19 protein-coding genes and 2 tRNA genes are annotated in these 20,486 nt (G+C 68.3%); 8 read left to right on the top strand and 13 right to left on the bottom strand.

From position 1 onward, the window contains the following. Window positions 1-33: 33 nt before the first annotated feature. Together JOD27_RS22025 and JOD27_RS22020 are read right to left on the bottom strand one after the other, a co-directional pair. Window positions 34-366, bottom strand: a complete 333-nt coding sequence (locus tag JOD27_RS22025) for a DUF8129 domain-containing protein (RefSeq protein ID WP_204764150.1) — start codon at window positions 364-366, stop codon at window positions 34-36. 205 nt (window positions 367-571) lie between these two features. Then, window positions 572-645 (bottom strand) — tRNA-Lys (locus JOD27_RS22020). Between the two features lie 281 nt (window positions 646-926). Here JOD27_RS22020 and JOD27_RS22015 point away from each other — a divergent pair. Both JOD27_RS22015 and JOD27_RS22010 read left to right on the top strand, forming a co-directional pair. After that, window positions 927-2,060, top strand: a complete 1,134-nt coding sequence (locus JOD27_RS22015; protein WP_307830261.1) for a L,D-transpeptidase — start codon at window positions 927-929, stop codon at window positions 2,058-2,060. A 64-nt stretch (window positions 2,061-2,124) separates the two neighbouring features. Then, complete coding sequence (locus JOD27_RS22010; RefSeq protein ID WP_307830260.1) at window positions 2,125-4,101, top strand: PQQ-dependent sugar dehydrogenase; 1,977 nt, start codon at window positions 2,125-2,127, stop codon at window positions 4,099-4,101. A 1-nt stretch (window position 4,102) separates the two neighbouring features. Here the strand turns inward: JOD27_RS22010 and JOD27_RS22005 are convergent, their stop codons facing one another. From JOD27_RS22005 to orn, 3 genes are all read right to left on the bottom strand, one after another. Beyond that, a complete protein-coding gene (locus tag JOD27_RS22005; protein ID WP_204764149.1) occupies window positions 4,103-5,728 on the bottom strand; it encodes an ABC-F family ATP-binding cassette domain-containing protein in 1,626 nt (541 codons plus the stop codon). Between the two features lie 167 nt (window positions 5,729-5,895). Next, window positions 5,896-5,968 (bottom strand) — tRNA-His (locus tag JOD27_RS22000). Between the two features lie 65 nt (window positions 5,969-6,033). After that, on the bottom strand, window positions 6,034-6,639 hold the full coding sequence (orn, locus tag JOD27_RS21995) for an oligoribonuclease (protein ID WP_204764148.1): 606 nt from the start codon (window positions 6,637-6,639) through the stop codon (window positions 6,034-6,036). A 72-nt stretch (window positions 6,640-6,711) separates the two neighbouring features. On the opposite strand from orn, the gene JOD27_RS21990 reads away from it, so the two are divergent. Further along, entirely contained in the window at window positions 6,712-8,226 is a 1,515-nt protein-coding gene (locus tag JOD27_RS21990; protein WP_204764147.1) for a helicase HerA-like domain-containing protein, read from the top strand. On the opposite strand, the gene JOD27_RS21985 is transcribed toward JOD27_RS21990, so the two are convergent. After that, the gene (locus JOD27_RS21985) at window positions 8,155-9,444 is read right to left on the bottom strand and encodes an MFS transporter (protein ID WP_204764566.1); all 1,290 of its coding nucleotides are present in this window, start codon (window positions 9,442-9,444) and stop codon (window positions 8,155-8,157) included. The two genes, JOD27_RS21990 and JOD27_RS21985, sit on opposite strands and share 72 nt — an antisense overlap. A 62-nt stretch (window positions 9,445-9,506) precedes the next feature. On the opposite strand from JOD27_RS21985, the gene JOD27_RS21980 reads away from it, so the two are divergent. Further along, window positions 9,507-10,442: a GlxA family transcriptional regulator gene (locus JOD27_RS21980; protein ID WP_204764146.1), complete on the top strand. Its 936-nt coding sequence runs from the start codon at window positions 9,507-9,509 to the stop codon at window positions 10,440-10,442. Here JOD27_RS21980 and JOD27_RS21975 read toward each other — a convergent pair. The 3 genes from JOD27_RS21975 to JOD27_RS46110 form a co-directional block, all read right to left on the bottom strand. Beyond that, a complete protein-coding gene (locus JOD27_RS21975) occupies window positions 10,421-11,971 on the bottom strand; it encodes a PH domain-containing protein (RefSeq protein WP_307830259.1) in 1,551 nt (516 codons plus the stop codon). The two genes, JOD27_RS21980 and JOD27_RS21975, sit on opposite strands and share 22 nt — an antisense overlap. Further along, a complete protein-coding gene (locus JOD27_RS21970; protein WP_372441724.1) occupies window positions 11,968-12,450 on the bottom strand; it encodes a PH domain-containing protein in 483 nt (160 codons plus the stop codon). Before JOD27_RS21970 ends, JOD27_RS21975 begins: the two co-directional genes overlap by 4 nt. A gap of 123 nt (window positions 12,451-12,573) precedes the next feature. Beyond that, window positions 12,574-12,708, bottom strand: coding sequence for a hypothetical protein (locus tag JOD27_RS46110; protein ID WP_275591754.1), 135 nt, complete (start codon window positions 12,706-12,708; stop codon window positions 12,574-12,576). A 30-nt stretch (window positions 12,709-12,738) separates the two neighbouring features. Here JOD27_RS46110 and JOD27_RS21965 point away from each other — a divergent pair, with 30 nt between their 5' ends. Further along, window positions 12,739-13,977, top strand: a complete 1,239-nt coding sequence (locus JOD27_RS21965; RefSeq protein WP_204764145.1) for a helix-turn-helix domain-containing protein — start codon at window positions 12,739-12,741, stop codon at window positions 13,975-13,977. 222 nt (window positions 13,978-14,199) lie between these two features. Here JOD27_RS21965 and JOD27_RS21960 read toward each other — a convergent pair whose 3' ends face one another. From JOD27_RS21960 to JOD27_RS21950, 3 genes are read right to left on the bottom strand one after another with little or no spacing between them, the layout of a single operon-like run. Beyond that, window positions 14,200-15,528, bottom strand: coding sequence for a helix-turn-helix domain-containing protein (locus JOD27_RS21960; protein ID WP_204764144.1), 1,329 nt, complete (start codon window positions 15,526-15,528; stop codon window positions 14,200-14,202). 27 nt (window positions 15,529-15,555) lie between these two features. Continuing rightward, window positions 15,556-17,055: an AMP-binding protein gene (locus JOD27_RS21955; protein WP_204764143.1), complete on the bottom strand. Its 1,500-nt coding sequence runs from the start codon at window positions 17,053-17,055 to the stop codon at window positions 15,556-15,558. A 54-nt stretch (window positions 17,056-17,109) separates the two neighbouring features. Next, window positions 17,110-17,310: a hypothetical protein gene (locus JOD27_RS21950; protein WP_045317853.1), complete on the bottom strand. Its 201-nt coding sequence runs from the start codon at window positions 17,308-17,310 to the stop codon at window positions 17,110-17,112. A 188-nt stretch (window positions 17,311-17,498) separates the two neighbouring features. On the opposite strand from JOD27_RS21950, the gene JOD27_RS21945 reads away from it, so the two are divergent. Then, on the top strand, window positions 17,499-18,686 hold the full coding sequence (locus JOD27_RS21945; protein WP_204764142.1) for an NAD(P)/FAD-dependent oxidoreductase: 1,188 nt from the start codon (window positions 17,499-17,501) through the stop codon (window positions 18,684-18,686). Between the two features lie 204 nt (window positions 18,687-18,890). On the opposite strand, the gene JOD27_RS21940 is transcribed toward JOD27_RS21945, so the two are convergent. After that, entirely contained in the window at window positions 18,891-19,364 is a 474-nt protein-coding gene (locus JOD27_RS21940) for a MarR family winged helix-turn-helix transcriptional regulator (protein WP_204764141.1), read from the bottom strand. A gap of 82 nt (window positions 19,365-19,446) precedes the next feature. Here JOD27_RS21940 and JOD27_RS21935 point away from each other — a divergent pair, with 82 nt between their 5' ends. Further along, window positions 19,447-20,028: an FMN-dependent NADH-azoreductase gene (locus tag JOD27_RS21935; protein ID WP_204764140.1), complete on the top strand. Its 582-nt coding sequence runs from the start codon at window positions 19,447-19,449 to the stop codon at window positions 20,026-20,028. A 10-nt stretch (window positions 20,029-20,038) separates the two neighbouring features. Then, complete coding sequence (locus JOD27_RS21930) at window positions 20,039-20,431, top strand: NUDIX hydrolase (protein ID WP_204764139.1); 393 nt, start codon at window positions 20,039-20,041, stop codon at window positions 20,429-20,431. Window positions 20,432-20,486: the final 55 nt, after the last annotated feature.

Genomic DNA, 20,486 nt, shown 5'->3' with positions numbered 1-20,486 from the left:
GCCGCCCGCTCTCGAGAACGCCGCGCGCAGCCGTCAGTCGCGTCCGCGTGCCGGGGTCTGTCCGTAGACGCCGTGACGCAGCGGGGTGTGGTTGTCGGGCGAGTGCGCGGGAGACGCGGAAGGCTCGGTCGGCGTTTGCCTGGCACCGGGCGCGCCCCGCTGATCGACACCCGTGGGAGTGGCGCCGCCGGCGAGCTCGTCCAGTCTTGCCTCGAGCACCTGCAACACCGGTAGGCGATTGCCGTGCTCACGCTCGTGGCCGAGGACCGCGCGAAGATCCTCCTCGGTGAGCGAGCGGATCCGGTGCCTCAGGTCTCCCAGAGCGAGCTGGTCGTAGTCGGGCAGAGGGAGTTCGTCTGTGCTCACGCCGCTTGGCTACCCGCCGAAACATCGAGCAAACGAACGGTCAGGGCCGCAACCACCGCCGCTCAGCCGAACCGGGTGATCGTCTCGCACGGCTGCTGGAAACGCACACGCTCTGCGGCAGCCAGCAGACGAAACGGAGAAAGAGCATCAGTACGCAGAATGCAGAAAAGCAGGTAGAGACGAATCTCTACCTGCTTCTCTGGAGTACGCCGCCAGGGACTCGAACCCCGGACCCGCTGATTAAGAGTCAGCTGCTCTAACCAACTGAGCTAGCGGCGCTTGTTTGTGTGCCGGACACTTGCCGTTCCGACGTGGAGAACGTTAGCACAGGGCCACGATCGGATCCCAATCGGCTGGTCAGGCGCCTTCCGGAGGTCATCCGGCTCGTAACGATCCGGCCACTCGCGCAACTTTCGGGTACACCATGTCGTCACCTAGTCGGGGGACGCCAATACGGCTTCGTGCAGGCAGTCTCGGGAGTGGGCGACAAGCAGATCGGAAGTGCGTCGATGGGGATGTGGGGCAGGCGCGGTCGTGGGGTGGTCATGGCGGGAGTCGCTGTGATCCTGATCGCAGGCTGTTCGGGGGGTAGTGAGGGGGCCAACGGGGCTGCGAGCACGTCGTCGAGTGCTCCGCCGCCGCCGAAGCCCGTCACGTTGACGTTGGCGTTGAACGACGGCGCGGCGGACGTGGCGCCGGGGCTGCCGGTCATCGCCACGGCGGCGGACGGCAAGCTGACCGAGGTCAAGCTGACGAACCCCGAGGGCAAGTTCGTCGAGGGGAAGATGAACCCCGAGTCGACGCAGTGGACCAACACCGAGCCCCTCGGGTACGGCAAGACCTACAAGCTGAGCGCTACGGCGACCGGTGAGGACGGCAAGCCGCAGACCAAGGAGTCGTCCTTCAGCACGGTGAAGCCGCGGACGTTGACGTACGTGTCGACCAACCCGATGGACGGCACCACGATCGGTGTGGGGCAGCCGCTCGCCTTCTACTTCGACGAGCCGGTGGCCGACAAGGTCGCGGCCGAGAAGATGCTGGAGATCACCACCGAGCCCAAGGTCGAGGGCGCCTTCTACTGGTTCAACAAGAAGGAGGTGCACTGGCGTCCCGAGAAGTTCTGGAAGCCGGGCACCAAGATCACCATGCACATCAAGGTCTACGGCAAGACCGTCGGTGACGGCATCTACGGCCAGGAAGACCGCGTGATCACGACCACGGTCGGCGACGAGATGATCTACGAGGCGGACGGGCAGACGCACCAGGTCACCGTCAAGAAGAACGGTCAGGTCATCCGCACGATGCCGACGTCGATGGGCAACGCGGCCAACACCACGCCCACCGGCACGTACGTGCTGATGGAGAAGCACGACCGCATGATCATGGACTCGACCACGTACGGCCTGGCGCTGGAGAACGGCGGCTACAAGACACCGGTCAGCTGGGCGTACCGGATGTCCAACAGCGGCATCTTCTTCCACCAGGCCGAGTGGTCCGTCGGTGACCAGGGGCGCCGCAACGTGAGCCACGGCTGCCTCAACCTCTCGCCGGAGAACGCCAAGTGGGTGTTCGACAACAGCAAGCAGGGTGACCCGGTGATCGTCACGAACTCCGGTGGCCCGCCGCTGGAGGCGTGGGACGGCTTCGGCGACTGGCAGGTCCCGTGGACGCAGTGGGTCCAGGGCAACCGCTAGCCCCCTGCAAACGTTTGTGAAAGGCTGACGCCGCCACCGCCGCCCGATCCATCTGGGAGGCACCGTGGCCAGAAGACTGCTCACAGTCATCACCGCACTGGCGCTCACGGCGGTGGCGGCACCACCGGCACACGCGGACGACGTCCTGCTCTCGCTCGGCAGACCGGCAACGGCGTCGAGCGAGAGCAACGCCCGTCACGTCGCCACGAAGGCGACGGACCTCGACCGCAGGACCACATGGCGCAGCGAACGCGGCGACCGCCAGTGGATCTCCATCGACCTCGGCTCGATGTCCACGATCAACCGGGTCGTGCTCCGCTGGGGCGCCCTGTGCGCCAGGAAGTACGCGGTCCAGACGTCCCCGGAAGGCGTTTACTGGCGCGACGTCCACACCACGGAAAACGGTGACGGCGGCGACGACAACATCGAGTTCACCGGTTTCGGACGCTGGGTCCGGGTTTCTCTCACCACACCGTGCTTCCACGCTTACGAGCTCAGGGAATTCGAAGTCCACGGCACTCCGGGTGTTGTCGACACGACGCCGCCCAGCGCCCCGGGAACGTTGTCCGTCAAGGCTTTCACCGCCACTTCGGTGAACCTGCAGTGGGGCGCGGCGAGTGACAACGTGGCCGTCGCGAGCTACGAGATCTACCAGTCCGGCCAGTACGTGAAGACGGTCGAGGCGCTGTCCAACAACATCACGAGGCTCACCCCGAACACCACGTACTCCTTCTACGTCAACGCGAAGGACGCCGCGGGCAACATCTCGCAGGCGAGCAACTCGATCACCGTCACCACACCGGCCGCCGTCGTCGACACCGGGCCGCCGACCCCGCCCGCCAGCGCGATCGCGACCAGGGCGACCGCCAACAGCGTCTCGCTCGCCTGGGGAGCGTCGAGCGACGACATCGCCGTGGCGAGCTACGCGGTCTTCTCCGGCGGCGTCCAGGTCGGCACCACCACCGGCCTGCAGACGACGATCGCGGGCCTGAGGCAGGACACGGCGTACGAGTTCACGGTCAAGGCGATCGACACTTCCGGCAAGAGCTCGGCGTTCACCGCGCCGATCAAGGCCGCCACCCGCACGGGCCACGACCCCGTCGGCGAGGTCACCAAGATCACCGACGACACGGATGTGCCGTGGGGCCTGGAATTCCTCAAGGACGGCACCGCGTTCTACGCCCAGCGCGACACCGGCGACATCATCCGCATCGCGCCCAACGGTGAGAAGACCGTCGCCGGCCGCGTCCCGAACGTCGTCAGCACCGACGGCGAGGGCGGTCTCCTCGGCCTGGAGCACTCCGACGGCTGGATCTACGCCTACCACACCAGCCCGACCGACAACCGGCTCGTGAGGTTCAAGCTGGTCAACGGAAAGCTGGACGCGCACCAGGTCCTGCTCACCGGCGCCCCGCGCAACAAGTTCCACAACGGCGGCAGGCTGCGGTTCGGCCCGGACGGCAAGCTCTACGTCGCCACCGGCGACGGCCAGGTCGCGGCCAACGCTCAGGACCTGAACTCGTTGGGCGGCAAGGTGTTGCGCGTCAACCCGGACGGCAGCGTGCCGCGCGACAACCCGTTCCCCGGCAAGTACGTCTACAGCTACGGCCACCGCAACGTGCAGGGTCTCGCGTTCGACTCGCGCGGCCGGCTGTGGGAGGCGGAGCTCGGCAACTCGATCATGGACGAGATCAACCTGATCAGGCCGGGCGGCAACTACGGCTGGCCACTCTGCGAGGGCACCTCCGGCGAGTGCGGAGACTTCGTCGCACCGAAGTACACGTGGCCTGTCTCGCAGGCCTCACCGAGCGGACTGACCATTGTGGACGAAGTGCTGTACCTGGCGGCGTTGCGCGGTCAGCGGCTCTACCGGATCCCGATCGGCGGTCAGCCGGAGATCTTCTTCGAGGGCGCCTACGGTCGCTTGAGGACGGTCGAGCAGACGCCGGACGGCGACCTCTGGCTCACGACCTCCAACGGGGACAAGGACTCCATCCCCAACAACAGCACCACCCAGATCTACCGCATCGACCTGAAGTAGCTCAGGACACCGTCACCTGGCCGTCCGCAACGGTCAGGTGACGGTTCACCAGCACCGCTTCGAGCATCCGCCGGTCGTGCGTGACGAGCAGCAACGTGCCGGGGTAGTTCTCCAGCGCCGACTCCAGCTGCTCGATCGCGGGCAGGTCCAGGTGGTTCGTCGGTTCGTCCAGCACCAGCAGGTTCACTCCGCGGCCCTGCAGCAACGCGAGCGCGGCCCGTGTCCGCTCACCCGGCGACAACGACCCGGCCGGTCGCAGCACGTGCGCCGCCTTCAGCCCGAACTTCGCCAGCAACGTCCGCACGTCGGCGGGCGTCATCTCCGGCACGGCCTCCTGGAACGCGTCCACCAGCGGCAGATCGCCCAGGAACAGCCCGCGTGCCTGGTCCACCTCGCCGACCACGACGCCGGAGCCGAGCGTGGCGTAACCGGAGGCCAGCTCGGCCCGTCCGAGCAACGCCGCCAGCAACGTCGACTTGCCCGCCCCGTTCGCCCCGGTGATCGCGACCCGGTCCGCCCAGTCGACCTGCAGGTCGACCGGCCCCAGCCGGAAGCCGCCACGCTCGACGACGGCCGCCCGCAGGGACGCCACGACAGCACCGGAGCGTGGTGCCGCGGCGATCTCCATCCGCAGCTCCCACTCCTTGCGGGGCTCCTCGACGACCTCCAGCCGTTCGATCATGCGGTCGGTCTGGCGGGCCTTCGAGGCCTGCTTCTCGGTGGCGTCGGCACGGAACTTGCGGGCGTTCTTGTCGTTGTCGGTCGCCTTGCGCCGGGCGTTCTTCACGCCCTTCTCCATCCACGCGCGCTGCATGCGCGCACGGGCCTCCAGAGCGGCCTTGGTGTCCGCGAACTCCTCGTAGTCGTCACGGGCGTGCTGACGGGCCCGTGCCCGCTCTTCGAGGTACGACTCGTAGCCGCCGCCGTAGAGGCGCACGGCGTTCTGGTGCAGGTCGAGCTCCAGCACGCTCGTCACGGTGCGGGCCAGGAACTCTCGGTCGTGCGACACCAGCACAGTGCCCGCGCGCAGACCTGTGACGAACTTCTCCAACCGCTCCAGGCCGTCGAGGTCGAGATCGTTGGTCGGCTCGTCCAGCAGAAAGATGTCGTAGCGGCTGAGCAGCAACGACGCCATGCCCGCCCGCGCCGCCTGGCCACCGGACAGCGAGGTCATCGACGCGTCCAGGCCGACGGTCAGCCCGAGGTCGGCGACGACCTCCAGCGACCGTTCCTCCAGGTCGGCGCCACCCAACGCGAGCCACTGGTCGAGCGCCTCGGAGTAACCCTCGTCGTTTCCGGCGGTCAGCGCCTCCGTGGCGGCGTCCAGCGCGGCCTGAGCTGCTGCGACACCGGTCCGGCGAGCCAGGAACTCCCGCACGGTCTCGCCTTCGAGTCGCTCCGGTTCCTGCGCGAGGTGGCCCACGTTGGCGGACGGCGGATTCAGCGACACGCGGCCCTGCTCGGCGGGGATCAGCCCGGCCAGCGTCTTGAGCAGCGTCGACTTGCCCGCGCCGTTCACGCCGACGAGCCCGATCACGTCGCCGGGAGCGACCACGAGGTCGAGCCCGGAGAACAGGACGCGGTCACCGTGACCTGCGGCGAGATCCTTGGCGACAAGGGTGGTCATCAACACGCTCCGCACCGCACTGGGGGTGGCCCGCGATGGCGCGAAGCGCCGAGCCGGGCCGGGGGTCCGGGGGCGGAGCCCCCGGCTGGGGTCTGGGGGCCCGGCCCCCAGAAAACACCGAAGCCGAGCTATATCTGCGCTTTCCGCAGATATAGCTCGGCTACTCGGGTGAGTGACGGGACTTGAACCCGCGACACCTGGGATCACAACCCAGTGCTCTGCCAGCTGAGCTACACCCACCATCACCGGCGCTGACCGGCGAGGAGAAGCATAGCAATGGCATCCACCAAGATAAAAATCAGGGGTCAGTCAGCGTTTTTCAGCAGCTCAGCGGCCACGGCCTGGGCCTGCTCGGTCGTCGGACCCGGCTGCGGCACGAACGCCGTGCGCCGGTAGTACGCGAGCTCCCGGATCGACTCGATGATGTCGGCGAGCGCCCGGTGCGCGAGGCCCTTGCCCGGCTGCGCGTAGTAGATGCGCGGGTACCAGCGCCGGCACAGCTCCTTGATCGACGACACGTCGACCATGCGGTAGTGCAGGTGCGCGTCCAACGCCGGCATGTCGCGGGCGATGAAGCCGCGGTCCGTGGCGATCGAGTTGCCGGCCAGCGGCGCGGTCCTGGGATCCGGGACCCACTCCTTGATGTAGGCGAGCACGGCCGCCTCGGCCTCTTCCATCGACACCGTGGAGGCGCGGACCTCCTCGGTCAGGCCCGACTTGGCGTGCATCTCCATGACGACATCCGGCATCGAGGCGAGCACTTCGTCGGAAGCGTGGATCACTATGTCCACGCCGTCGCCGAGCACGTTCAGCTCGGCGTCCGTGACCAGTGCCGCGATCTCGATCAAGGCGTCCTTGCCCAAGTCGAGTCCGGTCATCTCGCAGTCGATCCACACCAGACGATCCATCACGCCCCGAACATTACTGCGCAACGCGTCAACTTCGAGTGGCGGCGTGCAGCAACCTGGTTACGCTCCTCGTGCATGACGGCTCAAGCTGAGATCGCCGCTGGGTACGCGTCCGAGAGCGCGGCCATCGAACTCGGCGCTGTGCTGGTCGACGGGCAGGTGGAGTCGACGGCGCACGTCCGCATCCCGTTGTCCATGGTCAACCGGCACGGACTTGTCGCGGGGGCAACGGGAACGGGCAAGACGAAGACGCTCCAGCTGCTCGCCGAACAGCTCTCCACCAATGGCGTGCCGGTGCTGATGGCCGACGTGAAGGGCGACTTGTCCGGTCTGTCACGTGACGGCGAGCGCAGCGACCGGACGGACGTCCGGGCCAAGGAGACCGGCGACGACTGGCAGCCGCAGGCGTACCCGGTCCAGTTCCTGTCGATCGGCACGGGCGGGATCGGCGTTCCGGTCAGGGCGACGATCACGAGCTTCGGGCCGATCCTGCTGTCGAAGGTGCTGGGCCTGAACGACACCCAGTCCTCCACGCTCGGCCTGATCTTCCACTGGGCCGACTCGAAGGGCCTGCCGCTGCTCGACACCAAGGACCTGCGCAGCGTCATCGCGCACCTCACCAGCGACGAGGGCAAGGAGGACCTCAAGGGCATCGGTGGTGTCTCGAGCTCCACGGCGGGGGTGATCCTGCGGGCCCTGGCCAACCTCGAGGCGCAGGGCGGTGACAGGTTCTTCGGCGAGCCGGAGCTCGATCCCGCCGACCTGATGCGGCAACGCGACGGCAAGGGTGTCGTGAGTCTGCTGGAACTGGCCGAGCTGCAGGGCAATCCGGCGTTGTTCTCCACATTCCTCATGTGGTTGCTGGCCGAGCTCTTCGAAACGTTGCCGGAGGAGGGCGACGTCGAGAAGCCGAAGCTCGTGTTCTTCTTCGACGAGGCGCATTTGCTGTTCGCCGACGCGTCGAAGGCGTTCCTCGACCAGATCACCCAGACCGTGAAGCTCATCCGGTCCAAGGGAATCGGCGTCTTCTTCTGCACGCAGCTGCCGACCGACATCCCGAACGAGGTGTTGTCGCAGCTCGGCGCGCGTGTCCAGCACGCACTGCGCGCGTTCACGCCGGACGACCAGAAAGCGTTGGCGCGCACGGTGAAGACGTACCCGAACACGCCGCACTACGACCTGGAGAAGGCGCTCACGTCGCTCGGCATCGGCGAGGCGATCATCACCGTGCTGAGCGAGAAGGGCGCCCCGACACCGGTCGCGTGGACCAGGCTCAGGGCGCCGCGCTCGTCGATGGACACCATCGGCACCGACGCGATCAAACAGGCCGCGCAAGGTTCGGATCTCCACGGCAAGTACGCGGAAACCGTTGACCGCGAGTCGGCCTACGAGCAGCTGATGCGGAAAGTCGCTCCGCCGCAACGAGAACAAGCCCCGGAACCTCCCCGACCTCGGAAGGAGGAACCGGGGCTCGTCGAGAAGGTGCTCGGCAACAGCGCCGTGAAGTCGTTCCTGCGGTCAGCCGGCAGCGCCCTGGCGCGCGAGATCACGCGGGGCGTCTTCGGCACCTCGCGCAAGCGACCCAGATAGCAACGATGCCGACAGCACCGCCGCGCCGAGGCAGAGCGCACCCGCGACGTACCAGGCGAGGTCGTAGCTGCCCAGGTGGTCGCGGGTGAGCCCGGCAGCCGACGCCGCCAGTGCCGCACCGACCTGGTGCGACGCGAACACCCAGCCGAACACGACCGGTCCGGACACGCCGAAGAACTGGCGGCACAACGCCACCGTCGGAGGCACGGTCGCGACCCAGTCCAGGCCGTAGAAGATGATGAACACCAGCATCGACGGGTGTGCCGAGGCGCCGAACAGCTGCGGCAGCAGCATCAACGACAGGCCGCGCAACGCGTAATAGGACGCGAGCAGTAACCCTGAATTGACCAGGTCGGTCAGCCAGCCGGACACGATGGTGCCCACGATGTCGAAGACACCGACCAGCGCCAGCAACCCGGCAGCGGTCGTCGTCGGCATGCCGTGGTCGTGTGCGGCGGGGATGAAATGCGTGCCCACCAGACCGTTCGTCGAGGCGCCGCAGATCGCGAAACCGCCTGCCAGCAACCAGAACGGCCGGGTGCGCGCCGCCGAGCCCAGCGCGGAAAGAGCCCTCCTGGCGGCACCACCGGACGGCGGCGGGGGAGTGTCCTCGACAGCGCCCAACGGCAACAGGCCGACGTCACGCGGGTACTCGCGCAGGAAGAACGCGGCCAGCGGCACCACGGCGAGTGCGGCGATGCAGATCATCAGCGACGCCGACCGCCAGCCGTAGGTCGCGGACAGCCACGCCACCAGCGGCAGGAACACCAGCTGACCGGCTGCGCCACCCGCCGTCAGCACACCCGTGACCAGGCCGCGGTGCCGCACGAACCACCGTCCGGTGATCGTCGCGACGAACGCCAGCGCCATCGAGCCCGTGCCCAGCCCGACGACGACACCCCAGAGCAGGATCAGCTGCCAGGACGAGGTCATGAACACCGTCAGCCCGCTGCCGATCGCGACCATGGTCAACGCGCAGCTCACCACGAGCCGCACGCCGAACCGGTCCATCAGCGCCGCCGCGAACGGCGCGGTCAACCCGAACAACAGGAGGTTGATCGAGATGGCGAGCGAGATCGTGCCGGTCGTCCAGCCGAACTCCGCCCGCAACGGCTCGATCAACGCACCGGGTGCCGCGCGGAACGACGCGGCACCCACCAAGGCGATGAAGGACACACCTGCGACAACCCAGGCCCAATGCAGTCTCACACCGATCAGCCTCCGCGATCGCGCACCCGGCGACCAGTGGCCCGATGGCCAACATGTGAAAGAATCCGGCCATGCACCGGATCGCCGTCCTCGCGCTCGAACAGTCGGTGGCGTTCGACATCGGCAGCTCGACCCACATGTTCGCCAGGCTCGCGGACCTCTACGAGGTCGTCGTGTGCTCGCCGGACCGCCGCCCCGTCCCCACCACCGGCGGCTTCACCATCACGCCCGAGCACGGCTTGGAGGTCCTCCAAGACGCGGACACGGTGCTCGTGCCGGGTACGCACTACCCGCCGGCCAGGGAAGGCAGGCTCGAACCCGCCGTCCTGGAGGCGCTCACGACGACGAACGCCTCGCGGATCATGTCCATCTGCACCGGCGCGTTCGTCCTGGCCGCCGCCGGGCTGCTCGACGGCAGACCCGCGACCACGCACTGGAACACCACAGACCAGTTCCGCGCGCTCTACCCGAAGGTGCGGCTCAACCCGGACGTGCTGTTCATCGACGACGGGGACATCCTCACGTCGGCGGGCGTCGCCGCTGGCATCGACCTGTGCCTGCACGTCATCAGGTCCGACCACGGCAGCGAGGTGGCGAACTGGATCGCCCGCTACTGCGTCGTCCCCGCATGGCGGCAGGGCGGCCAGTCCCAGTTCGTCGACCGCCCGGTGCCGAGCTACCCGGACACCTCCACCGCGCTCGCCCGCGAGTGGGCCTTGGAACGCCTCCAAGACCCGCTCGACCTCGCCGCGATGGCCGCGCAGGTGCGGATGAGCGTGCGGACGTTCACCCGCCGGTTCCGGGCCGAGACCGGCATGTCGCCCGGCCAGTGGCTGACGCAGCAGCGCGTCGACCGCGCCCGGCACCTGCTGGAGTCCACCGACCTGCCGATCGACCAGGTCGCCCGGCACGCGGGCTTCGGGACCTCGGCGGCGCTGCGGCAACAGCTGGCGGCGTCGATCGGGGTGTCGCCGAGCGCCTATCGTCAGACGTTCCGTACCGCCTGACCCTCCACAGTGGAATCGCTGATCAGGAACGGTCGCAACAGATCCGGTACGGCCTCGTCGGCGAGCGCCAGGCCGTCGGACTCGCCGACGTCCGTCACGTGGTAGACGCCCGCGCCCGCCGCGGTGGTCGCGCCGATCGTCATCAAACCGCTGCGGCGCTGGAAGAACGAGCGCCGGATGCGCCAGCCGATGATGCCGGTGCGCTGCAACGCCACGGTGCTGCGGACCAGAGAGTTGTTGCGGGTGACGAGATAGCGGTCGTCCAGCGCGTTGCCCAGCGAACGGTAGTTGTCCCAGCCGACCAGCGCGGCGAACGGGATGATCGCCACCGGGATCGGCCACGCCCACGACGGCGCCCAGATCGCGAGACCGATCGCGATCACGGCCCACGGCACCACGTGCCGGACCAGGCTGCGGCGCAACGCGGCGAACGGGTGTCTGCGGAGTTTGCGCGTCGTCGGGTCGTCCTCGACCCGCAGCACGTCGCGGGAGACCTGGTGCGCCACGGACAGCGGTGCGGGCGGCAGCAGCAGGTTGCTCTCGCCCTTCGAGCCCAGACCCGTCGTCACCGCAACGGCTTTCGCGCCCCTGCCCGCGCGGACCAGCAGCGGTTCCTGAATGTCCACGCCGCGCAGGCGCTGTTCCTCCACCGAGACCGAGCGCGTGGTGAGCAGGCCGCGCTGCACGCGCAACGTGCCGTCCGGCTCACGGGTCAGCCGGTAGTTCCAGAACTGGAGGATGTAGAGCGGCACCGACAGCACGAGCCCCACCACGACCAGCGCGACGACGAACGCGCCGAGCAGCGTGAAGCTCGGGTGCTCGAAGAGCCACTCCCACAGGTCCTGCACGGGGTGCAGGCCGAGGTCGTCGGCGTAGTTCGACAGCACGCCGAACACGGCACCGATCGCGACCAGACCCGACAGCGACAGCGGGGCGAACTTCAGCCACTTCAGGTCGAGCTTCGAGATGACCTCCGGCTCCGGCACCGCCACGTCCGCCTGCGGCTCGTCGGAGGAGGCGGTCTTCGGCGCGACTGCCTTCTGCAGCAACAACACCCGCAGCCGTTCGGCCTCCTCCTGCGTCACGGCGTCGAGGGTGAGGCCGTCGGCGCCGGGAGCGTCCTGCTGCCCGGTGCCGATCCGCACCGCCGACAGCCCGAAGACGCGGTGGCCCGGCTTGGACGTGAGGTCGACAGTCCTGATGCGATCGCGCGGCACGGCGAGCTGCTTGCGGGTCAGCAGTCCCGTGTGCAGCTCCACCTGGTCGTCGGTGATGCGGTACTTCGTGGTGCGCCAGATGAAGTAGCTGAACGCGAGGATCACCGCGACGGTGACGCCGCTCGCGAAGAGCCGCCACTTCTCGCCGTTGCCGGTGAACAGCAGGACGAGGATCGGCACCAGCATGGCGATGCCCTCGTTGAGCGGCCGCACGACCAGCATGCGTACGTGCAGACGATGCCACTCCGACAGCGGCTCGGTGAACTCCGGCGCGGCGGGGAGCCCGGTGGGCACTTCCGGGGGAGTGCTCACGTGGCATCACCCGGCGTGGCCTGGGTGGTGTTCGTCAGCTCCACCACGAGCTGTTGCGCCACCTCGTGGTCCAGGCCCTCGATCTCCACCGGACCGGCGGCCGACGCGGTCGTCACGGTGACCGTCGCGAGGCCGAGCAACTGCTGGAACGGCCCGCGTTTCGTGTCGATCGTCTGGATGCGCGACACGGGTGCGACGCGCCATTCCTGGTTCAGCCAGCCGGAGAGGGTGTACACGGCGTCCGGCGTGGTCTCCCAGCGGTGCACGCGGTAGCGCCAGCTGGGCTCGACCGCGGTGTGCACGACGCCGACGACCAGCGTGGCGATCATGAGCGCGAGCTCCCACGTGGGCGGCGAGCTCACCACCAGGAACACGATGAGCTGTGGCACGAAGAGCACCAGCCAGAACACGGCCGCCTGCATCGTCCACAGCAGGACCGACTTCGGGCTCACCTGGTGACGAGGCGTGCGCAGTTGCAGAGTCACCCCACAAGGGTGCCTCACGCCGCACCGGTGATGTGGCCAGGTGCGTCAATTGGCGCTCCGGTGGTGGGGTGGTCTTGCTTGCGAGGGAGGCAAGACCACCCCGGCCGGTCGCGACGATCAGTTCGGCTGGCAGTACGGCGGCGTGAACGCCTCACCGGGTCCGTCCGCCGAAGCCGGTCCGGTCACCGTCAGCAGCGCCCCCAAACTGAGGATCACTGCGGCGGCGATTCGAGCGATAGTGTTCAACTTCATTGAGGTGCTCCGTTCCGATAGGTGGCGGCCGTGGATGAGGGCAGGAAGTCGTTGACGAGGTTCGGCGCGCGGTTGCGGGCGGTCCGGCTGCAACGCGGTTTGTCGCAAAAGGACCTCGCGTGCCCCGGCGTGTCCATGAGCTACGTGTCCCGGCTGGAATCCGGCGAACGGGTGCCGTCGCCCGCCGTCGTGCGCAGGCTCGCCGAGGTGCTCGGCGTCGACCCGTCCGAGCTGATGGTCGACGAGGACCGCACCGCGATGCAGGACGAGGCGCTGGCGTGGTGCGAGGCGCTGCTCGCCTACCACGACGGTGACCTGGTGATGGCCGTCGACCTGCTGGAAACGCTGGGAAAGCGGTCGGACGAGGAGATGTTCGGCTGGTGCGTGCGGTGGACGCGCCTGGTGATGCTGGCCAGGCAACGCGACCACGAGGGTCTGCTGCTGGCGGCGGCGAAGCTGCGCAAGTCCTGGTCTCCCGGTCCGGCGGTGGACGCGTTGGTGGAGATCCTGCGCGCATCCTCGTTGCGGCGCCTCGGCCGGACGGCCGAATCCGTGAAAGCCGCGGCAGAGGCCGTTGAGCTGGCCAGCGGTGACGGCGAACGGGTGCGTCGCGTCAACACGCGCGCTCTCATCTCGTTGTGCGTGGAGCTGACCGCGGCCGGCCGCCTGGCCGACGCCGAACAGGTTGTGGACCAGCTTTCCGTCCGACTGCCCGAACTCGGCCGCGACCGGCTCGCCATCTCCACGTGGTGGGCGCGGGCCAAGGTCGCCGACCGTTTGGGAGACAGAACCGAAGCCGCGCACTGCATCCGCGAGGCCGTCGCCATGCTCGACGACTTCGACGGTGATCCCGAGTACCGCTGCCACGTCCGCCTCGCCGGCGCGTCCATCGCGTTGCGCACGCCGGGTGCGAACCTCGACGAGGTCGTGGCGTTGCTGGACAAGGTGGAGACGACGGTCGCGGCGATGCGCCGCCAGGACGGCCTTCTGGCTCACGCCAGGGCGTTGCGCGCCGAGCTCGCGTTGCGCGACGGCGAGGTCGACCGGGCGCGGGAGCTCGCGGAGCAGGCCATCGCGACCGGCGAGCTCGACGCCGAGCAGCAGCTGCGGTGCCACCTGCTGCTGGTGAGGGCGGCGGACGAGGTCGACCCGGACGGCAGCACCAGCGCGCGCACGGCACTGGCCGCGCTGCTGGAGCACATCAACCCCGAGGGCGTCGATCCGCTCCTGTGGCGCGACGTGGCGCGGATCGCTCTGCGCAAGCACTGATCGCGCAAGCACTGACCGCAGGCGACGTTGCCCGGTCATGACCGCCCCTCGCTCGTTAACTGGACACCTTGTTAACGGAGCATGACACAGACCGGTTACCCGTCACATCACCCAATTCCACCGCGCCCGCATAGGTAAATCACCCAAGAACCGCGACCACCTCGTCGGCGGCAAGCGGCCGAACGGGGGATTGGTCACCGGTCCGGCCGGGCGAATTGTCAATCACTTGACAATAGATGACTCGTGAGTGGTCAGGCTCATCCACCACACGATGGCGCCGGAACGGCCGTTGACGTCAAGGGTCGTGTAGATCCGCTGGAGGTGGTTCTGCACGGTCTTGGGCGACAGGCCGAGCGATTCGGCGATCGTCGTCGTGCTCGCGCCGGCCGCCACGAGCCGCAGCACCTCGATGCCGCGCTTGGTGAGCCCGGCCCGCAGCGCGCGGGCGATCCGGGTGTTCGTGTGCTCCGCGGTGCCCGGCTCATGCAGCTCGCCGGTCTGCGGGACACGCACCACAGCGTCTTCGCGCTTGGGCTCGAAACGCCTGTGCGCCAACTGTTCCACGAGTCGCGACGACAGATCGTGCTCGCGCATCCGCAGCAGGTCCCTGCCCTCCTGCAGCTCCCACAGGCGGTACTGCTCGAGTTGCAGCCGGGCGTGCCGCAACGCCCGCTCCAGGTCCCCGGATCGTTCGTGCGCCTCGCTCAGCTGCTGGTGGGCGTGCACCGCGACCTCACGCGCGAGACAGCTCATGGCGAGCTCGGCCGCCTGGGTCAGCTGGGAGATCTGGTCGGGGTACCGCTTGCGCGCCCCGCTCAGCCTGGCGCGCGCCATCAACGCCTCCGCCCGCGCCACCGGGCGGTTCCTTCCGGCAAGCAACTGGTCAGCGCGCTGCCAGCTGCGGTGCGCGCGGTCAAGTTCACCCAGATCGATGCGCACGTGTGTCAGCAGGACGTTCACCATCGCCATCCGCACCGGGTCGCCGACCTGCTTCCACCGGTCGCGCACCTGTGCGCACAACGCTTCCGCGCGCCGCAGCTTGCGCACGCACGGCTCCCCGTCGAGGCTGCAACGGCTCTCCTCGGTGCGGATCATGCAGTGCTCGTGGTACTGCATGCGCATCACGCGGGCCTGTTCGAACAGCACGGAGCCGATCAGCTCGCTGTCGCCGGTGAGCTCCGCGAGACCCAGTGCACGGGCGAACGAGTTGAACGACCGCTCCCGCGAGTCGAGCCGCAGTTCCACGACAGCACGGGAAAAGCTGCACCGCGCCTGCAGTCCGATGTGGCGGTTCGCGGCCGCGATCTCCTGCACCCTGTCGATGGTGTCGAGAGCGCTCGGCCACAGCCCGCGCTTGCCGAGAGCCACGGACTGCGCCAGCACACCCTCCGCGACGCCCTCGACGTCGTCCAGCCACGCGAACGCGGCAACCGCTTTCTCGGCGTACTCCAGTGCCTCGCCTGGCCTGCCCTCGTCCAGTGCGATGCGCGCCTCGCGCAGGTTGTGCACGGCGTTGGACCGCGGGTCGGCGGTCCGGCCGGGAACCGTCATGATCAAGCCCCTCTTCCGAGGGCGAGCCTAGACCTGTTCGCGCAATTGACGTTTCAACACTTTCCCGGCCGCGTTGCGCGGCAACTCATTGACGAAGAAAACATCTCGCGGAACGGAAAACCGTGCCAGGTTCGCCTTCACGTGGTCACGCACATGGTCGGCCGTCAGGGTTTCGTCGCCCACCACGAACGCCGCGAGCCGCTGCCCGAACTCGTCGTCCGGCACGCCGAGCACCGCGACCTCCGTGACGCCGTCGAGGTTCGAGAGCAGGTCCTCGACCTCGCGCGGATACACGTTCTCACCACCCGAGACGATCATCTCGTCGTCGCGGCCCGCCACGAACAGCAGGCCGTCCTTGACGTAGCCGAGATCGCCGGTGGACATCAGGCCGTTCAACGACTCCTTGCTGGTGCCATTCGTATATCCGTCGAACAACATCTCGTTGCCGACGAAGATCCGCCCGGTCTCGCCCGGCGCCACCGGCTTGCCCTGGTCGTCCACAATGGCCAGTCGGGTGCCCAGCGGCGGTTGCCCGGCCGTGCCGGGTTCCTTGAGTATCTCCTCCGGTGTCGCGATGCTCGCCCAGCTCACCTCGGTCGAGCCGTAGAGGTTGTAGAGCACCGGCCCGAACTCCTGCAGGGTGCGCGTGGCGACCCGTGGCGGCAGAGCGGACCCGCTGGACGCGATGATCCGCAGCTTCGGCCGGTGCGGGGTCTCCAGCATGCGTTGCAGCATCACGGGAACCACGAACATCGCCGTGCACTTCTCGGCGTCCTGCAACGTCTGCGCGGGATCGAACCTGCGGCGCAGCACCAGCGTGGCGCCGAGTACGAGGCCGAGCTGGAACGCGGCGAGTCCCCAGGCGTGGAAGAGCGGGGAGGTGATCGCGATGACGTCACCGTGCTTGAGCGGGATCCGGGACAGCAGCGCGGCGGCGGGGGCGAGGCTCGCGGGTTCCGGTCGCTTGGCGCCCTTCGGCGTGCCGGTGGTGCCGGAGGTGAGGATGATCAGCCGGCCGCGCGGAGGCCTGCGGGGCAGTGGTGTCTTCGGTCCGTTGATGATCAACGACTCGAGCTCGTCGCTGAAGTACGTCGGCACGTCGGGCAGCACGTCCGCGAACTCGCGGTCGGCGACGATCCTGTCGATCTTCTGGTCCTGGGCGACCTGGGCCAGTTGCCCCTTGCTCAGTCCGGTGTTCAGCAGGACGGCGTCGGCGCCGATCTTCGTGCACGCGGTCATCGTCTCGATGAAACCGCGGTGGTTGCGGCACAGCAGGCCGATGCGTTCGCCGGCGCGGAAGGCGTGCGCGAGCCTGCTGGTGCGCTCGTGTACTTCCGCGTACGTCAGCACGCCGTCGTCGTCGATGATCGCGGCACGGTCCGGGTGTCGTCCGGCGCCGGTCTGGTAGCCCCACGCGAGCGTGATGTCCCACTGCAGATATCCGCGCACGGTGCCGGCGAGGCCGCGCGGGCCCAACGGCCGGATCACTCCGGCTTTGACCAGGGTCAGCAGCACGCGGGTCAGCATGCCGCCCACTCTAGCCACTAACCTACTTGCGAGTAGGTAACGCTGTGACGGCGGTCACAACTCCGTGTCGGACGCGGCGACGACGGCTTCCCGCAGTGCCGCTCGCAGGCGGCCGACCTCCAGCGGTGTCAGAACAGCGGCTTCGCCCGGTGGCACGTTGATCACGATGTGCCCCTGGCTGACGAACACCGTCAAGTCCCGTCGGCGCGAAGCGATGTCGCGGCAGCTCACCTGCCACTCCTCTTTGGCTCCCACGGGTTTCTTCCTCCAGCTCACTCGGCGCGCCGGCCCGGTGGTCCCGGCGCTCGCGTAGATGAGACGCGCGCGGCCGCTGGTCGTGACGGCGATTTCGCATTCCCGGGAAAGTCTTCCGTCGAGCGACCGTGCCGAGCTGCGGATAGCGTCGCACGTGGGACGAGAACTGGTCACCAGAAGGAGTGAAAATGGCGGAACCGCAACGCATCGTGATTGTCGGGTCGGGCCTCGCCGGCGCCTCCGCGGCGGGCGCACTCCGAGACCGCGGCTACGGCGGCAAGATCACCATGTTCGGCACGGAGCACCATCGCCCGTACGAACTTCCCGCGCTGTCCAAGGACGTTCTGCTGGGCAAGGCCGCGGAACCGGCGTGGGTGCACGAGCAGGGCTTCTACGCCGACCACGAGATCGACCTCCAGCTCGGCGTCTCGGTGCTGGAGCTGCGACCAGGTGATCACACGATCGTTGACTCCGATGGAGCAGTGCGTTCCTACGATCGGCTCTTGCTCGCGACGGGATCGCGCCCCCGCGTTCTGCCTGGCGCGCAAGGACATGTGTTGCGCACCATCGACGACTCGCTCGCGCTGAAGTCGTCGTTGCGAGAGGGCAGGCACGTCGTGATCATCGGCGCTGGCTGGATCGGCTGCGAGGTGGCGTCCGCGGCCCGCACCCACGGCTGCCGCGTCACGGTGGTCGACCCGCTGGCCGAGCCGCTGGTCCGCGTGCTGGGCGTGGAGATGGGCAGGATGTTCCGCGGTCTGCACGAGGAGCACGGCGTCGAGTTCAAGCTGGGCACGGGCGTCGCGGCCTTCTCGCCGTCCGGCGTGGTGCTGGACGACGGCACCGAGCTGCTGCCGGACGTGACGGTGCTGGCCGTGGGCGCGACACCGCGGCTGGAGCTGGCCGAGGCCGCCGGGCTCGACCTGACCGACGGTGGTGTGGCGGTCGACGCCGCGTTGCGCACATCGGCACCCGACGTGTTCGCGGCCGGTGACATCGCGGCACACGACCACCCGCGCTACGGCCATCGCGTCCGCGTCGAGCACTGGGCGAACGCCAAGGACCAGGGAACGCACGTGGCGGGCTCGCTGATCGGGCTGGACGAGCCGTACCTGAAGTCGCCGTACTTCTTCACCGACCAGTACGACCTGGGCATGGAGTACCGCGGCCTCGCCGGTCCCGACGACGAGGTGGTGGTGCGCGGCGACCTGGCGTCGCGGCAGTTCATCGCGTTCTGGCTGCGGGACGGACGGCTGCGGGCGGCGATGAACGTCAACGTCTGGGACCACGGCACGGCGTTGCAGGCGTTGGTGGACGCGCAGGCGACCGTGACTCCGGCGCAGCTGCGTGAGGAGGATCTGGGTTCGCTGGCCTAGCAGAGCGTCGCACCGAAAGCCCGAGTGGTCGCGCTCTTATGCACGTCGCTGCCGAGATGGCGGTAGAGAAATGCCGGCGCAAACGTTTGCTGATCACCCCGACTGCTGCCAACCGTGCGGTTGGCAGCCATGAGAGCGCGATCTTCATGATCGAAGCGCGGCTGCCTGCCGGCCACATCCCAAGAGATAGCTGTGACAACGCTACTAGATGCAGGATCCGTGCATGGGGCCCTCGCCGTGGGCGAGTTCGCCCAGCGCCTTGCGGATGACCGCCATCTCCTGATCGGTGAAGCGGGCGCGGAAGCCGCGTTCGACCTCGGCGAGCGCGTCTCCCGCCTGCTTCTGCAGCTCGCGACCCTTGTCGGTGATCACCGGCGTGCGCACCCTGCGGTCGTTGGGGTCGGGCACCCGCATGATCAGGCCGGCCCGCTCCAGTTTGTCGAGCTCGCTCATCAGCGTGGTCTTGTCGAGGCCGAGCATCGCGCCGAGCTTGAGCTGGGTGCGCGCGGCCTCCTCGTCGCTCGCGAGGGCGTTCAGGACGAGCTGTCCGCGCAGCGAGATGCCGAACTTCGCGATCTCGTCGGCGAACGCGGCCCCGACCCGCTGGGCGGCGCGGTGCAGCAGCCAGTTGAAGTCCCACTTCTCCACGCACGCGGCGATCGGCTGCTGCACCTCCATGTGGTCGATCATACATCGGAGCGGAGATGTTCTCAGGCAAGAACATCTTGACTCGGAACTTCTCCACTCGTATGTTCTTGGCATGACCAATCTGCTTCACATCGACTCGAGCATCCGCCGCGAGGGGTCTGTGACCCGCGAGATCACCTCGGCGTTCGCCGACGTCTGGCGGTCGGTGAACCCGGAGGGCGGCTACACCTACCGTGACCTGAACGCGGACCCGATCCCGCACGTGGACGGCACCCGGCACGACATCCAGGCCGACCTCGTCGCCGAGGTCAGGGCCGCCGACGTGATCCTCATCGGCGCGCCGATGTACAACTTCTCGATCCCGTCGACGTTGAAGGCGTGGATCGACCAGATCGCGTCGCCGGACTTCTTCCCGCGCGAGGACGGCACGTTCGAGCTGGGAGGCAAGCGCGTCGTCGTGGTGACCGCTCGCGGTGGGTCGTACAAGCCGGGCACGCCGCGCGCGGGCTTCGACTTCCAGGAGCCGTACCTGCGGGCCGTGCTGTCGATGATCGGGCTCGACCAGAACCTCGAGTTCGTGCACGCCGAGCTCACGATGGCCGACGTCAACCCGCAGCTGCACCAGTTCCGCGAGCTGGCGGTCGAGTCGCTTGCCGACGCCCACCGCGTGGTCAAGGAGCTCGCCTCCGCCTAGGGTCGGCCAGGTGATCGACAAGGTTGCCTGGATTCATCTGGAGGACGGCCGCGTGCTCGGCACCCGGTCGGCCGGCAAGGACACGTACTACCTGCCCGGTGGCAAGCGGGAGCCGGGGGAGACCGACGTCGAGACGCTCGTGCGGGAGATCCGCGAGGAGCTGTCCGTCGAGATCGACGCGACGTCGGCGGAGCACATCGGGACGTTCGAGGCGCAGGCGCACGGCCGCTCCACGGGGGTGGTGGTGCGGATGACCTGCTACACCGCGTCGTTCACGGGGGAACCGGTGGCGTCGGCCGAGATCGAGGAACTCGCCTGGCTGACCACCGCTGACGTGGACCGGATCTCGCCGGTCGATCGGATCATCTTCGCTCATCTACACGAAGCAGGGCTGCTGGCCTAGTCTGGTAAGCGCTTTCCCAACTCTGTCCACCTACCGCCGCCACGCTGTAGGGAGT

This window comes from Lentzea nigeriaca, assembly GCF_016907955.1.
Taxonomy (GTDB): domain Bacteria; phylum Actinomycetota; class Actinomycetes; order Mycobacteriales; family Pseudonocardiaceae; genus Lentzea; species Lentzea nigeriaca.
Note: the sequence above shows the minus strand (reverse complement) of the source record. Positions and strands in the feature narration are given on the sequence as shown.